This window comes from Neobacillus sp. 114 (assembly GCF_030127045.1).
Classification (GTDB): domain Bacteria; phylum Bacillota; class Bacilli; order Bacillales; family Cytobacillaceae; genus Neobacillus; species Neobacillus rhizophilus.
The window spans coordinates 6384029-6399285 of sequence record NZ_CP126144.1 but is presented as its reverse complement, the minus strand read 5'-3'; the positions used below and the strand labels follow the sequence as shown (position 1 = coordinate 6399285).

General features: G+C 41.2%; 15 protein-coding genes. 14 read left to right on the top strand and 1 reads right to left on the bottom strand.

Translation table 11 applies throughout. The features are described 5' to 3' along the window. Positions 1 to 669 precede the first annotated feature (669 nt). The 11 genes from rpmH (at position 670) to QNN06_RS31150 (ending at position 11119) form a co-directional block, all read left to right on the top strand. Positions 670 to 804, top strand: a complete 135-nt coding sequence (gene rpmH, locus QNN06_RS31200; protein ID WP_066059809.1) for a 50S ribosomal protein L34 — start codon at positions 670 to 672, stop codon at positions 802 to 804. Between the two features lie 239 nt (positions 805 to 1043). Continuing rightward, on the top strand, positions 1044 to 1391 hold the full coding sequence (gene rnpA / locus QNN06_RS31195; protein WP_213116953.1) for a ribonuclease P protein component: 348 nt from the start codon (positions 1044 to 1046) through the stop codon (positions 1389 to 1391). Positions 1392 to 1661: 270 nt separating this feature from the next. Further along, positions 1662 to 2435: a YidC family membrane integrase SpoIIIJ gene (gene spoIIIJ / locus QNN06_RS31190; RefSeq protein ID WP_213116954.1), complete on the top strand. Its 774-nt coding sequence runs from the start codon at positions 1662 to 1664 to the stop codon at positions 2433 to 2435. Next, positions 2432 to 3058, top strand: coding sequence for an RNA-binding cell elongation regulator Jag/EloR (gene jag / locus QNN06_RS31185; RefSeq protein ID WP_284036727.1), 627 nt, complete (start codon positions 2432 to 2434; stop codon positions 3056 to 3058). Before spoIIIJ ends, jag begins: the two co-directional genes overlap by 4 nt. Before the next feature lie 308 nt (positions 3059 to 3366). Continuing rightward, on the top strand, positions 3367 to 4752 hold the full coding sequence (mnmE, locus tag QNN06_RS31180) for a tRNA uridine-5-carboxymethylaminomethyl(34) synthesis GTPase MnmE (protein WP_213116956.1): 1386 nt from the start codon (positions 3367 to 3369) through the stop codon (positions 4750 to 4752). A gap of 77 nt (positions 4753 to 4829) precedes the next feature. Continuing rightward, the gene (mnmG, locus tag QNN06_RS31175; RefSeq protein WP_213116957.1) at positions 4830 to 6719 is read left to right on the top strand and encodes a tRNA uridine-5-carboxymethylaminomethyl(34) synthesis enzyme MnmG; all 1890 of its coding nucleotides are present in this window, start codon (positions 4830 to 4832) and stop codon (positions 6717 to 6719) included. Between the two features lie 21 nt (positions 6720 to 6740). Beyond that, on the top strand, positions 6741 to 7457 hold the full coding sequence (rsmG, locus tag QNN06_RS31170; RefSeq protein WP_284036726.1) for a 16S rRNA (guanine(527)-N(7))-methyltransferase RsmG: 717 nt from the start codon (positions 6741 to 6743) through the stop codon (positions 7455 to 7457). A 138-nt stretch (positions 7458 to 7595) separates the two neighbouring features. Further along, positions 7596 to 8459, top strand: a complete 864-nt coding sequence (gene noc, locus QNN06_RS31165) for a nucleoid occlusion protein (protein WP_213116959.1) — start codon at positions 7596 to 7598, stop codon at positions 8457 to 8459. Positions 8460 to 8731: 272 nt separating this feature from the next. Next, complete coding sequence (locus tag QNN06_RS31160; RefSeq protein ID WP_213116960.1) at positions 8732 to 9493, top strand: ParA family protein; 762 nt, start codon at positions 8732 to 8734, stop codon at positions 9491 to 9493. Next, positions 9486 to 10337, top strand: coding sequence for a ParB/RepB/Spo0J family partition protein (locus QNN06_RS31155; RefSeq protein WP_213116961.1), 852 nt, complete (start codon positions 9486 to 9488; stop codon positions 10335 to 10337). The genes QNN06_RS31160 and QNN06_RS31155 overlap by 8 nt, the downstream gene beginning before the upstream one ends. Before the next feature lie 68 nt (positions 10338 to 10405). After that, positions 10406 to 11119 (top strand): DUF554 domain-containing protein, encoded by a 714-nt coding sequence (locus QNN06_RS31150; RefSeq protein ID WP_213116962.1) that lies wholly within the window; start codon positions 10406 to 10408, stop codon positions 11117 to 11119. Between the two features lie 130 nt (positions 11120 to 11249). Here the strand turns inward: QNN06_RS31150 and yyaC are convergent, their stop codons facing one another. Next, positions 11250 to 11864, bottom strand: coding sequence for a spore protease YyaC (gene yyaC, locus QNN06_RS31145; protein WP_213116963.1), 615 nt, complete (start codon positions 11862 to 11864; stop codon positions 11250 to 11252). 169 nt (positions 11865 to 12033) lie between these two features. Between yyaC and QNN06_RS31140 the strand changes: the two genes are divergently transcribed. From QNN06_RS31140 to QNN06_RS31130, 3 genes are all read left to right on the top strand, one after another. Then, positions 12034 to 12906 (top strand): mechanosensitive ion channel family protein, encoded by an 873-nt coding sequence (locus tag QNN06_RS31140; protein ID WP_213116964.1) that lies wholly within the window; start codon positions 12034 to 12036, stop codon positions 12904 to 12906. A 15-nt stretch (positions 12907 to 12921) separates the two neighbouring features. Then, positions 12922 to 13119 (top strand): DUF951 domain-containing protein, encoded by a 198-nt coding sequence (locus QNN06_RS31135; RefSeq protein ID WP_213116965.1) that lies wholly within the window; start codon positions 12922 to 12924, stop codon positions 13117 to 13119. Between the two features lie 86 nt (positions 13120 to 13205). After that, on the top strand, positions 13206 to 15212 hold the full coding sequence (locus tag QNN06_RS31130) for a molybdopterin-dependent oxidoreductase (protein ID WP_284036725.1): 2007 nt from the start codon (positions 13206 to 13208) through the stop codon (positions 15210 to 15212). Positions 15213 to 15257 lie beyond the last annotated feature (45 nt).

The window sequence follows — 15257 nt, the reverse complement described above, 5'->3', positions numbered from 1 at the left end:
TAGTTTCCCTCCTTTTTATTTAAATACTCCGATGACGTTAAACTCCCAAGAAACGTTATCTATTTGAATTCTTCATCTCTCATTCGGTGCAATATTGGGTATGAAAATTTTTTTCATCCATGAGTACAACCTATTAATTTATTAAAATATGAACAGTGGTTGTGGAAAACATATAATAAGGAAATAATGTGGAGTTTCGACAATATCCACCTCTTGTGGACAAGTTTTTACAGAACCGATGAATAAACTGTCCACAGGTTATCCACAATTTGTGGATAAAGACTAAGGGTGACAAAGTTATTCAGAGTGAAAACACAAATATAATAACAAATAATATCAAGGTTTGCAATGGTTTTTCAAGATTTATCCACAACCTCAGTGGGCTGTGCATGAAAATTGTCCACAGGTTGATAATTTGTGAAAAACCTGTCAATATCTTGTGTGGATAGTCCGAAATTTGTCGATTTTTTATCCACAGTGAGCTGAGAGTAGTCTTCAGGCTATTTTTTATCTAAACAGGCAAAATAATTCTTACCGAACCGAATCTAAGGGATCTGGGAAAAGGTAACAATATTAGGACAGTAGTTGACAATATAAAGTTAACATCTTTATAATAAGTAAGACTGTCGTTTTAAATTTATAGGCTTATCCTCTGGGAGGTGTAATATAATGAAAAGAACGTATCAACCAAATAAGCGTAAGCACAGCAAAGTTCACGGTTTCCGTAGCCGCATGAGTTCAGCAAACGGACGTAAAGTTCTTGCTCGTCGTCGCCGAAAAGGAAGAAAAGTATTATCAGCTTAGACCACTGAAACGTCTCAGTGGTCTTTTTTTAAATCACTTTATAACGCTTTTTGATTCAGAAAAACGTTGATTGGAGCGGAAGGCGCGAAGACTCCTGCGGGAGTACGGGATAGGGGAGACCCCTCGGGAGCAAAGCGACGAGGAGGCTCCCTAACCGCCCGCGAACCGCTTGCGCCTGGAGCGGAAATCAACAGACCTGTTTAACAGAGCCTTTAGAATAAGGAGGACTGTTCGGTTTTATGAAAAAGGAGCTCCGAATTAAAAAGAATCAAGATTTTCAAGTTGTTTTTCAAAAAGGTCGTTCTTTTGCTAACCGGCAATTTGTCGTCTATTCATTAGAAAAGGAAGGACAGAGCCATTTTCGAATTGGATTGTCTGTCAGCAAAAAGCTAGGCAATGCCGTAACAAGAAATCAAATTAAAAGATATGTCAGGCAAGCAATTTTTGAGCTGAAAGAACAATTAACGCCAGGAAATGATTATGTAATTATCGCCAGAAAGCCTGCCAGCGAAATGGACTTTTTTGAGATCAAAAGCAGTCTAACCCATGTATTAAAGGTTGGTAAGGTTTTAAGAAAAAATGATTAGGTGATAATTGTTAAGGAACTAGCCAAATTCAGCACAAACTGAGCAGACATAACCTGTAAAAAAATGATAAAATATCCTTTGAAACATAGCATTGGGAGAAATACATAAATGGAAACTCGCCGATTGGCGAGTCCGTTAGGACTGTTTATGAGGCGTAGTTGAATTTATGCGTTAAGAAAGTATAAAATTGGGGGAAATTTTATACTTTCTTATTAGCTAAAAAGAGGACAAGCAATTATCTATTATAAAGAAACAAGGAGGAAAAACCGGTTGAACAAACGAATATTATTGTTATTCGGACTGCTTTCTGTTTTCCTGCTGCTGACTGGGTGCAGTGAATTCAATAAACCAATCACGGCAGAGAGTACAGGTTTTTGGAATGAATATATTGTTTATCCATTATCATGGCTGATTAAAGAAATGGCTCATTTGCTAGGCGGAAACTTTGGGTTATCGATTATCGTTGTAACTATTCTAATCCGCCTGGTGATCCTGCCGCTGATGATTAAACAGACAAAAAGCTCAAAAGCAATGCAGGCTTTGCAGCCGGAAATGAAAAAGCTTCGTGAGAAATACAGTTCAAAAGATGCAAAAACACAGCAAAAGCTCCAACAGGAGACGATGGCTCTTTTCCAAAAACATGGGGTTAACCCAATGGCGGGCTGTTTTCCGTTAATCGTTCAAATGCCGATTTTAATTGGGTTTTATCATGCAATTTCGAGAACAAGAGAAATTGCCCAGGATAGCTTCCTTTGGTTTGACCTTGGTGAAAAGGATCCATATTATATCCTGCCGATCGTTGCAGGGATCACTACATTTATTCAGCAAAAAATCATGATGGCGGGGCAGGAGCAGAATCCGCAAATGGCGATGATGCTTTGGATGATGCCAATTATGATTGTTATTTTTGCTTTCAATTTCCCAGCAGCTCTTTCCTTGTATTGGGTTGTCGGAAATATTTTTATGATTGTTCAAACCTATTTTATTAAAGGACCGGATTTAAAGGCGAATGCCACCGGTAATGCGGGAGGAGCAAAAAAGTGAAACAGGTAACTGCTACAGGACAAACCGTCGAAGAAGCAGTAGAATCAGCTTTAGCTCAATTAAAGACAACAAAGGACCGCACTGAAATTAACATCATTGATGAAGGAAAAAAGGGGATTTTTGGAATTTTCGGCTCACGGCCGGCGGTAGTAAAGGTGTCCGTAATCCACGACCCGATTGAAGAAGCTAAGAAATTTCTGATGCAAGTCGGCGAACAAATGGGCGCACCTGTAAGTATTGATGTGAAGCGTGATGGTAAGCAGGTGCTGTTTGTTTTGACAGGTGAGAAAATTGCGCTGCTTATTGGCAAGCGGGGACAAACACTGAACTCTCTTCAATATTTGACGCAATTAGTGATAAACCGCCATTCGGAGCAATATTTTACCGTGATTCTGGATGCTGAGGATTATCGAAACAGACGAAATGAAACGCTCATCCAGCTGGCCAACCGCCTGGCGCGAAAAGCCGTTCAAACAGGAAAGGATGTCGCTCTTGAACCAATGCCATCCTACGAGCGTAAAGTTATTCATACTGCCTTATCCGAAAATAAACGGGTCAAAACCTCTTCCGATGGAACAGAACCCCATCGCCATGTTGTGATTTCACCAGTGAGAACAAGATAACATCCTGCCAAAAGGCAGGGTGTTTTTTTATTAGGAAAAGAAAAATATAAAACACCTGTTGATTGGAGCGGAAATCAACAGCCTTTTTTGTAGTTTTTTTGAAAAAATCCCTGTGAATAACTTTTTATTAACTAAAATGTGTTTTATTGTTATTCACATGTGGATAAGTTAAAATAATACAAGGTATTATCAAGTGTGGATAATTCAAGCCAGTTAACTGCAAAGGCTGGCTTTTTTGTGGTATTCTATTATTTTGAAACGAGATCGAAACTTTATATAAATATTGTAATGCTTGCGGGGTGAAAAAAATGGAGTTTGATACAATTGCGGCCATATCGACACCAATGGGAGAGGGAGCCATTGCAATTGTCCGATTGAGCGGAAATGAGGCCGTTCCAATTGCAGATAAGCTATTTAGAAGTGTCAGCGGAAAGAAATTGGCGGAAATGTCCTCCCATACGATTCATTATGGTCATATCATTGATCCAAAAAGCGGCCAAGTGGCTGAAGAGGTTATGATCTCTTTGATGAAGGGCCCGAAAACTTTTACAAAAGAAGATGTAGTTGAAATTAACTGCCACGGTGGACTCGTGTCCGTTAATCGGGTGCTGCAGCTTGTCTTAAATGGCGGCGCGAGACTTGCCGAACCAGGAGAATTCACGAAACGTGCTTTTCTAAATGGACGGATTGATTTATCCCAGGCGGAAGCAGTCATTGATTTAATCCGGGCAAAAACTGACCGGGCGATGAATGTCGCCTTAGGACAAATGGAAGGGCGTCTTTCCAAGTTGATTCGCCGGTTAAGACAGGAGATTCTTGAGATTCTAGCCCACATTGAAGTGAATATTGACTACCCTGAATATGATGATGTAGAAGAAATGACACATACAATGCTTTTGCCGAAGGCTCATTATGTAAGGGAAGAATTAAATAAACTGTTGCAAACCTCCCAGCAGGGAAAGATTTTACGTGAAGGGTTGTCGACAGTAATTGTCGGCAGGCCTAATGTTGGAAAATCCTCTTTATTGAATAGTCTTGTTCAAGAGAATAAAGCAATTGTCACAGATATCCCAGGGACAACACGGGACGTTATCGAGGAGTATGTGAATGTCCGCGGTGTGCCGCTAAGGTTATTGGATACAGCTGGTATCAGGGAAACGGAAGATATCGTTGAACGGATTGGCGTCGAGCGTTCCCGCCAGGTTTTGAAAGAGGCGGACCTTATTTTGCTGGTGTTAAACTATTCCGATCAACTGACAAAAGAGGATGAAAACCTCTTTGAAGCGGTAAACGGAATGGATGTAATTGTGATTGTCAACAAAACGGACCTGCCACAGCAAATTGATATGGACCGGGTTAAGGAATTGGCAAAAGACCATAAGGTAGTTACGACATCTCTATTGGAAGACCGCGGTGTTGATGAACTGGAGGAAGCAATCTCCGCTTTATTCTTTGCCGGTTCAATTGAAGCGAAGGATGCCACTTACGTTTCTAACACTCGCCATATAGCGCTGTTGAATCAAAGTTCACGGGCCATAGAGGAAGCGATTGAAGGTGTGGAAATTGGGACGCCTATCGATATTGTGCAAATTGATTTAACAAGAACATGGGAGCTGCTCGGGGAAATTATCGGCGACAGCGTCCATGAAAGTCTGATTGACCAGTTATTCTCGCAGTTCTGCTTAGGAAAGTAAGACCGCAGTGAGGCGATGCGGCTAGTATAAAAAATAGAGTAATTTTTCCGTTTGAAAAACGGAAAAGGAGGAAAGCCATGCAATACGAAGCAGGAAATTACGACGTCATTGTCGTTGGGGCCGGTCACGCCGGCTGTGAGGCGGGCCTTGCGGCGGCAAGACTGGGTGCGAAAACCTTAATGATTACCATCAATCTTGATATGGTGGCATTCATGCCATGTAACCCTTCAGTGGGAGGGCCGGCAAAAGGTATCGTGGTCCGGGAAATTGATGCACTTGGCGGGGAAATGGCCAAGAATATCGATAAAACCCTTATTCAAATCAGAATGCTGAACACAGGTAAAGGTCCAGCAGTCCGTGCGCTCAGAGCCCAGGCCGATAAATTTGCCTACCAGCATGAAATGAAAAAGACCTTGGAAGAGGAAACAAACTTAACCTTAATTCAGGGCATGGTTGAGCAATTGATTGTCGAAGATGGAATTTGCACAGGTGTGGTTACCAAAACAGGTGCAGTATACCGTTCGAAAACCGTTGTTATTACAACAGGGACATTCCTTCGCGGTGAAATTATCATTGGTGAATTAAAATACTCCAGCGGCCCGAACAACCAGCAGCCATCCATTAAGCTTTCAGAGCATTTAGAACAGCTCGGCTTTGAGTTGGTCCGCTTTAAAACAGGAACACCGCCACGAGTAAACAGCAACACCATTGATTACAGCAAAACGGAGATTCAGCCTGGCGACGAAGAGCCGAGGGCATTCTCTTATGAAACAACAAAATACATTACCGATCAGCTCCCATGCTGGTTAACCTATACAAATGATCAAACACATTCTATCATTGACCAAAATCTTCATCGTTCACCGATGTTCTCAGGAATGATCAAAGGAACAGGTCCGCGTTATTGCCCATCCATCGAAGACAAAGTGGTCCGCTTTAACGACAAGCCGCGCCATCAAATTTTCCTGGAGCCGGAAGGAAGAAATACAAAGGAAGTTTATGTACAGGGATTATCGACAAGTCTTCCTGAGGATGTGCAGCAGCAAATCATTAAAACCGTCCCAGGACTTGAAAACGCCCAAATGATGCGGGCTGGTTATGCAATTGAGTATGATGCCATCGTTCCAACACAGCTTTGGCCGACTTTAGAGACAAAGGTTGTAAAAAATCTTTATACTGCTGGGCAAATTAATGGAACATCAGGCTATGAAGAAGCAGCAGGACAAGGTTTAATGGCAGGGATTAATGCAGGTTTAAATGCACTTGGCCGTGAAGAACTTGTGCTAAGCCGATCCGATGCTTATATTGGTGTGTTAATTGACGACTTAATTACTAAAGGAACAAATGAACCATACCGCTTGTTGACATCACGGGCAGAATACCGCTTGTTGCTGCGTCATGATAATGCCGATTTGCGGTTAACCGAAATAGGGCACAAAATTGGCATGGTTCGCGAAGAACGGTATCAAGTATTTTTAGCTAAAAAGGCAGCTGTTGAAGCAGAAAAGGAAAGATTGCGTTCTGTTATTTTAAAACCTTCTGCCGAAGTCCAAGAATTAATCAGAAACATAGGCGGCAGTGAATTAAAAGATGGTATCAGAGCCTCCGATTTATTGAAAAGACCGGAAATGACGTATGAACTGCTTGAGACATTGACGAAGTCAGAAGTTCCTATAGATGATGAAGTCAAGGAACAGGTGGAAATCCAAATTAAGTACGAAGGCTATATTGAAAAATCATTGCAGCAGGTTGAGCGGTTAAAGAAAATGGAAGATAAGAAGATACCAGAAAATATCGACTATGATGCCATTAGTGGGTTAGCGACAGAAGCAAAGCAAAAGCTGAAGAAAATCAGGCCGTTAACACTCGCTCAGGCTTCCAGAATTTCCGGGGTAAATCCGGCGGATATTTCTATTTTGCTTGTTTATTTGGAACAAGGACGGATCGCCAGAATCGCCAATGAATAATGGAGTGAGGAAGAAACTTTTATGAATATCGAACAATTCGAAACAAGTTTAAAGGAAAAAGGAATTGCCCTAAACAGCACCCAGCTTGGCCAGTTTGAAAAGTATTACGAAACGCTGGTTGAGTGGAATGAAAAAATGAACTTAACGGCAATAACGGAAAAAGGCGAAGTCTATTTAAAGCATTTTTACGATTCAATTTCAGCAGCGTTTTATTTCGACTTTACCAAACCATTTCGCCTTTGTGATGTTGGGGCAGGTGCAGGATTTCCAAGCATTCCGTTGAAAATTGCCTTTCCGCATATCGATGTAACGATTGTTGACTCTCTAAATAAGCGAATTACATTTTTAAATCACTTGGCCACGACATTAAATTTGGAAAAGGTTCAATTCGTCCATGACCGTGCGGAAACGTTTGGTGTCAATCCAAACTATCGGGAAAGCTTTGATGTGGTGACAGCGAGGGCGGTTTCCAGAATGTCTGTGTTAAGTGAGCTTTGCCTTCCGCTTGTCAAAGTCGGCGGTCACTTCCTGGCATTAAAAGCGGTCAACGCAGAGGAAGAATTAAAGACGGGTCAAAAAGCAATTACAGCACTTGGCGGCAAACTCCTCAACTCTCACACCTTTAACCTGCCAATTGAGGAATTCGACAGAACGATCATCATCATTAAGAAAGAAAAACAAACGCCAAAAAAATATCCGCGTAAGCCGGGTGTTCCTGGAAAGACCCCAATTGAATAGGTGAATTTGAAGGTTCGGATGGGATTGGATATTTCTTAGGGCTGACAATTTTGCGATAAAAATGATATCCTAGGCAGGAAGAATGTATCGACATAGAGAATAAGTAAAAGGGAGTTTTTCGTAAAGGTGGTGTCGGGGATGAAAAATTCATTTACACGCTTTTTTGGCTTTGCTGATAAGGGAGAACAAACTGTTGAGCTTGAAGAAGAGCTGAATATAGAGAGAAACGAAGAAATTAAGAAAATACCGATAGACCAAATTGTTCCTAACCGATTTCAGCCGCGAACAGTTTTTGATGAAGAGAAAATTGAGGAATTATCCAGAACCATTCATACACATGGTATTATACAGCCGATTGTTGTAAGAGAGTTTGCTTCCGGCCAATATGAAATTATCGCTGGGGAACGCCGCTGGCGGGCGATGAAGAAATTAGGTTGGGATGAAGCTCCGGCTATTGTAAAAAATTTAAACGATTCGCAAACCGCTTCCGTTGCTCTTATTGAAAACCTTCAGCGGGAAGAGCTGTCGCCGATTGAAGAGGCGATTGCTTATAGCAAGCTGCTTGAGCTTCATAACCTCACACAGGAGGCGTTGGCTCAACGCCTTGGCAAGGGGCAGTCAACCGTTGCCAACAAGCTGCGTCTTCTTAAATTATCTCAGCCCATTCAGGATGCTTTATTAAATAAGACGATTACTGAGCGCCATGCCCGCGCCCTTATTCCGCTTAAGGATCCAGAAAAGCAAGTGGCTATGCTTACAGAAATAATCGAGAGAAACTTGAACGTTAAACAGACGGAAGACCGGGTCTTCAAACTGCTAGAGGAAAAAAATGAAAAGCCGAAAGCGAAGCGGAAGGCTTTCAGCAAAGATATGCGAATTGCTGTCAATACTATCCGCCAATCGTTAACAATGGTTTCTGACAGCGGAATTAACCTGAATTCTGAAGAAGAGGAATTTGAGGATTTCTATCAATTTACAATTCGCATTCCCAAGAAAAAATAATATAAACTAAAATGAAAAGAACCAGACAATTTTCTGTTTGGTTCTTTTTATTTTTACAAAAATCCCCACTATCATTCAAAAATATACTATTTAGGGAAAATATGTATCAGTTTCGGCTGTATTATTTTTTGAAAAAAAACAAAATCTACCGAAATTCATGATAAAATAAGAGAATGGACTTTCCATATCATTTGGTGGATAATGTCAAAATAAGGGTATTTTAATAGAATATGAGATTGAAATTTTGGGAGAATTAAAGGGTAGGTGACATCGTGGGTAAAATCCTTGCAATCGCGAATCAGAAAGGCGGAGTCGGTAAAACAACTACTTCTGTCAACCTGGGCGCCTGCTTAGCACATATAGGAAAACGGGTCTTATTAGTAGATATTGACCCGCAAGGAAATGCAACTAGCGGAATTGGTATTGAAAAAGCAGAAGTCGACCAGTGTATATACGATGTTTTAGTAGATGATGTGGAAGCGAAGGAAGTCATTAAGCCGACAGCCGTGGAAAATTTATACGCTATCCCGGCCACAATCCAGCTTGCAGGAGCTGAAATTGAATTGGTGCCGACCATTTCCAGAGAGGTTCGTTTAAAACGAGCTTTGGAAGAGGTGAAAGATCAATTTGATTATGTAATCATCGATTGTCCGCCATCATTAGGTTTATTGACGATTAATGCTTTAACAGCATCTGATGCCGTGCTAATCCCTGTGCAGTGTGAATATTATGCCTTGGAGGGATTAAGTCAATTATTGAACACGGTAAGGTTGGTGCAAAAGCACTTGAATCAAGATCTAAAAATCGAAGGCGTATTATTAACAATGCTCGATGCAAGAACTAATCTTGGCATCCAGGTCATTGAGGAAGTGAAGAAGTACTTCCAGGATAAAGTGTATAAAACCATTATTCCAAGAAACGTTCGTCTAAGTGAGGCTCCAAGCCATGGGGAACCAATCATTAATTATGATGCCAGGTCCCGGGGCGCTGAAGTATATTTAGATTTAGCAAAGGAAGTGGTCTCGCATGGCTAAGGGCTTAGGAAAAGGCCTGAATGCATTTTTTACAATGGAAGCTGGCAAAGAGGAGACAATCCAAGAAATTAAACTAAAGGATTTACGTCCAAACCCCTACCAGCCTCGCAAGCATTTCCAACCAGAAGCCATTGAAGAATTGAAAGCTTCCATTTTAGAACATGGAATCCTGCAGCCGATTATTGTAAGAAAAAGTATAAAGGGCTTTGAAATTGTGGTAGGGGAACGCAGGTTTAGGGCTGCAAAAGAAGCAAAGCTTGAAACCGTCCCAGCTGTAGTGCGAGAGCTTTCCGAGCAGCAAATGATGGAATTGGCCGTCCTTGAAAACCTTCAGCGGGAGGATTTAAATCCAATTGAAGAAGGACAAGCCTACAACAACCTGATGGAAAAGCTGAAATTGACCCAGGAAGAAGTAGCCAAACGTCTTGGAAAAAGCCGGCCGCATGTAGCTAACCATATTCGTCTATTGTCCCTGCCACCAAACATTCAAGCGTTGATTTCTGAAGGGAAAATAACGATGGGACATGGCCGTGCTTTACTTGGTCTTCGCCAAAAAGCGAAGCTTTCAGCAGTAGTCGAAAAGGTGATCAAGGAATCATTAAATGTGCGCCAGCTTGAAAAACTGATTCAGCAGCTAAATGAAAATGTTCCACGTGAAACAAAAAATCCAGATAAGAAAAAGGATGTCTTTATCAAAGAACGGGAGCATTCATTAAGGGAACGGTTTGGAACATCAGTGCACATTAAACAAAACAAGAATAAAGGGAAAATTGAAATTGAATTTTTCTCCCAGGAGGATTTGGAACGAATTCTATCGCTTTTGGGACCGGATGATACAGAATAAGCCATCTTCGGGATGGTTTATTTTTTTAGAGATTCCTTTTCATAAAAGAGAAAAAAGGTGAGGACAGCATGTTTTTATTAGGCACACTAGTGAATGGATTGTTAATTGTTGTTGGTACCCTTCTGGGTAAGTTATTAAACCGCATTCCGGAAAGCATGAAAACAACCGTCATGTATGCAATTGGCTTATCGGTCATGGTTTTGGGCTTACAGATGGGTTTAAAAAGTGAAAATTTCCTAATTGTGATTATCAGCCTTGTTGTAGGGGCGGTGTTTGGCGAGCTACTAAAACTTGAAGAAAAGCTAAATGACCTTGGGGGCTGGCTGGAAAATAAGGTTGGCTCAAACGGAAAGGGCAGTATTGCCGAAGGCTTTGTCACAGCTACGTTAATTTTTGTAATCGGCGCCATGGCCATTATCGGGGCACTTGACAGCGGGATCCGCGGCGACCATGATGTTCTTTATACAAAGGCCTTAATCGATGGTTTTACCGCCTTAATCTTAACTACGACGTTGGGAATAGGCGTTATTTTTTCTGCTATTCCAGTCGTGCTGTATCAAGGATTGATTGCCTTATTTGCCACTCAAATCGACCGATTTGTCCCCCAGGCCTTAATGGACCAGTTTATTGTCGAAATGACTGCAGTAGGCGGTATCATGATTTTTGCAATCGGGATAAATCTTACGGGCTTAACCAAAATAAAAGTCGCCAACCTCCTCCCTGCCATACTGGTGACTGGAGCGATTGTGACAATTTTATATAACTACCATCAATATTTATAAAGAAAAACTCGCAGATTGGCGAGCCCCTAAGGGCTGTTCATGAGGCGTAGTTGCACTTATGCGTTAAGAAAGTTTATACTTTCTTATTAGCTAAAATAAAAAGAGCAATGGACTGATTGATCCGTTGCTCTTAATTCGTTTTCTCTTCTTCTATCCATTCCAGGTTCGTCCAGCTTTGTTTATTGTACAAAAGGCCGGCCTGGTAAATTCCATTTGCAATGGTTTTAGCCATTTTCATAACTAAATTTAGACGGGTATTTTGCAATACATAAAACTCCATAAACCCACTGACATTCACGATTCCGGTAATATGAAGCTCGCCGACTGGCGGCAGCTCCTTATTCACCCCGGCCCCTGGTTTAACAGGACCTTGCCCCACCTGAATGGCACCAACATTTTTATTGCGGCCAAGGCAGGCATCTATACCGATAATATAGGGGTCTGAATGTAAGGTTTTTATTTCCTCCAGTCTATCTGCTAAATTAACAGCATGAACTGGCTCATCTAAAGTTCCATACACATAAAAGGATTCGAGCTTCTTCTCCTCCAATAACGTCCCAACAAGTGGCCCTAATGAATCTCCTGTTGAGCGGTCAGTACCAATACAAACAAAAACGATGGGACGGCTTGTTACTGACGGAATATGTTGAAGCAGTTCATCAGCTAAACTTTCAGCGGCATGCAGGTCATCATGCATGAACTGCGTCTTAGCCTTCCTGTCAAACATGAAAGCTTTCAGATTCATTAAGTCCACTCCCTAAATCTTTTCGCTCATCTGCCTTAACAGTATACGGAAAATTTTGAGAAACTATACATATTCAAACAGAAAAAGAAAAATTCAGATGGCTATTAACTCTTTTGAAAAATTGTTAAAATAGTAATGGCAGTTGTTAAGCTTAAAGGAAGGTGTCTTAATGAGTATTACAGAAAAAGGATTTAAAAAAATCATTGCCAAATTGCAAAATGAAGATACTTGGCTGAACCTTGGTGAAGGCCTTGTTAAAATCATTGCTATTATTATTGTTGCGCAATTATTAATTCGATTTGGCAAAGTAATGATTCATAACATATTTAAAATAAGAAACATTTCACCGCTTAGAACAAATGTCCGGCGTGAAGAAACACTGTCCAAGCTTCTGGATAATATTCTATCTTATGTGGTTTATTTTATTGCCTTCCTAACGATTCTTTCGGTTATGAACATTGATGTTAAGGCTCTGCTTGCAGGTGCAGGAATTGTTGGTTTAGCGGTAGGGTTTGGTGCACAAAGTTTAGTGAAAGATGTAATAACCGGATTCTTTATTATTTTTGAAGATCAGTTTTCAGTAGGAGACCATGTTAAGATTGGCCAGTTTGAAGGAAATGTCGAAACAATTGGTTTACGGACAACCAAAATTAAAAGTTGGACAGGCGAAGTTCATATTATCCCTAATGGAAGCATTTTAGAAGTAACGAATTTCTCGATAAATAATAGTGTGGCTGTTGTGGATATTGCCATCCCTTATAAAGAGGATATAGAAAAAGCACAGCGGGTAATTGAAGGCCTCTTGGAGACAATGCAGGAAAAGTATGATGAATTAGTGAAGAGTCCTGAACTCCTGGGTGTACAAAATCTTAGTCCAACAGAAGTGACGCTAAGAATTGTGGCTGAAACCCAACCGATGAAACACGCAGCACTGGCTAGGAATATTCGAAGAGATATCAAATTAGAATTAGATCAAAATGGAATTGATATTTCATATCCAAATATTGTCATGTTATCAAAAAATCCAGTTACTGGTGTTTAGAGGCAGGTGATTGAATTGGAAGAAAAAGAATTTGGGATTAATGATATTGTCGAGATGAAGAAGCAGCACCCATGCGGAACCAATCGCTGGAAAATCATTCGGATGGGAATGGATATCCGGATTAAATGCGAAGGCTGCGGGCATAGTGTTCTCATCCCAAGAAGGGAATTCTCCAGGAAAATGAAGAAGATTCTTGTGAAGCATGAAGGATAATATTTCATGCTTCTTTTTTTTATTAACGTGTATTATCCTTAATATTAAAGTTGAAATAGTAGATTCACAGTTTGGGGGTGGAGTAATTGGCTCAAACAGTTGTCAAGGCTGCGTGTCCATTGAACTGCTGGGATAGCTGCGGTTTAAAGGTTACTTTGGAAAATGACCGAGTGGTAAAGGTGGAAGGAGATCCAGACCATCCTATCACAAAGGGGAAGATTTGCGGCCGAGGCCGGATGCTTGAAACAAGAACGAATTCACCAGAAAGGCTCTTGCACCCTTTAAAAAAGATAAATGGCAAATTTGAGCAAATTTCCTGGGGGCAGGCTCTGGATGAAATAGCAACCAAATTGCACGATATAAAAGAACGTTTTGGAACAACGGCTGTGCTTCACAGCCATGACTATGCCAATAACGGCATTTTGAAGAATCTCGACCAGCGCTTTTTTAATTGTTATGGCGGCGTTACCGAACTTTATGGTTCCCTTTGCTGGGGCTCTGGAATCGAAGCGCAGAAGTGGGATTTCGGCAATGCCTGGAGCCATGAACCAAATGATATTATTAACAGTAAAAATATCATTATTTGGGGGAGAAATGCTGCTCGGACTAATATGCATTTTTACGAAAAGCTGTTGGAAGTGAAAAAGCAGGGCGCAAAGCTATATGTAATTGACCCGCTCTTTAACGCAACAGCAAAAATTGCTGATAAACATATAACGATAAAACCGGGGATGGATGGTATATTAGCCGCTGGAATTATTAAGGAAATGCTTCGTTTAGGGCTGGAAGATCGGAGTTTTATCGAGGACTTTACGTTTGGTTTTGCTGATTTAGTGAATCTTCTTGATGGAATCTCTATAGAAACCATCAGTGAAATGACGGAAGTTTCCCAAGAAAACATAACAGAGCTAGCACATCTTTATGCTGATAAACCAACAGCTACTTTTATGGGTCTTGGCCTGCAGCGGTACCAAAATGGCGGCAATACGATTCGCTTGATTGACGCCCTTGCTGCAGTAAGCGGGAATATCGGAATTCCGGGCGGCGGAGCCAACTATGCCAATCTTCAAGTTGGACAAAGCTTTGATTTTGAAGAATTGACGCTGCCAGGCCGCAGGAAAAATGATCGCTTATTTTCAATTATGAAACAGGCGGAAGGGATTTTGTCGGCGGTCAATCCAAAGATTAAAATGATTTTTGTTACATGTGGGAATCCGTTGACACAAGTTCCTGATTCAACCATCGTGGCAAAAGCATTTTCATCGGTTGAAACCTTGGTTGTAATGGAGCAATATATGACAGACACAGCCAAATTGGCTGACTATGTACTGCCTGTAACGACCGTCTTTGAGGAAGAGGATTTCTATTATTCATCGATGTACCATCATTATGTCAATTACGGACCGAAGATCGCCGCTGCACCCGGTGAAGCCAAACCGGATTTATGGATTTGGACCCAGTTAGCTGAACGGCTTGGTTTCGGTTCCGATTTTGATTTTTCACGTGACGAATGGCTGAAGATGACTTTAAGGTCATTAGAAGGCAAAGGCTTGAGCCTGGAAAAGTTAAAAGAACAGCATACGTTAGAGCTGCCTGTACAGAAAGTTCCTTGGCAGGACCGAAAGTTTCAAACGCCGTCAGGAAAATTTGAATTTACTTCCCTGACAGGGCGTGTAAAGGGTGCTGATGGTTTGTTGAAATTGGCAGTACCGGAAGAATCGAAATGGAAAAATCCAAACATAGCTGAAAAGTTCCCGTACAGCCTGCTGACGATTCATCCAATGCGCTCAAATCACTCACAGAACTATCATTTATTGGGAGGGAAAGTAAAATTAAAAGTGGAAGTCGCGCAAAATATCGCTGCTGCTCATGGTTTACAAACTGGTGATTTTGTAAAGGTATGGAATGACCGCGGCGAAGTAAAAGGCTATGTGTCCATTTTGGCGTCAGCCCACCCGGACACGATTAACATTGATGAGGGAATATGGAAGGAATTTGGCGGTTCCGTCAATAACCTGACCTCAAGCCATGAATCAGATAATGGGCTGGGAAGCACTTTATACGACTGTCTTGTTGCGATAGAAAAAATATAAGATGAAAAGGGGCCCCATTAAATGGTTAGGCCCCTTTTTAAAACT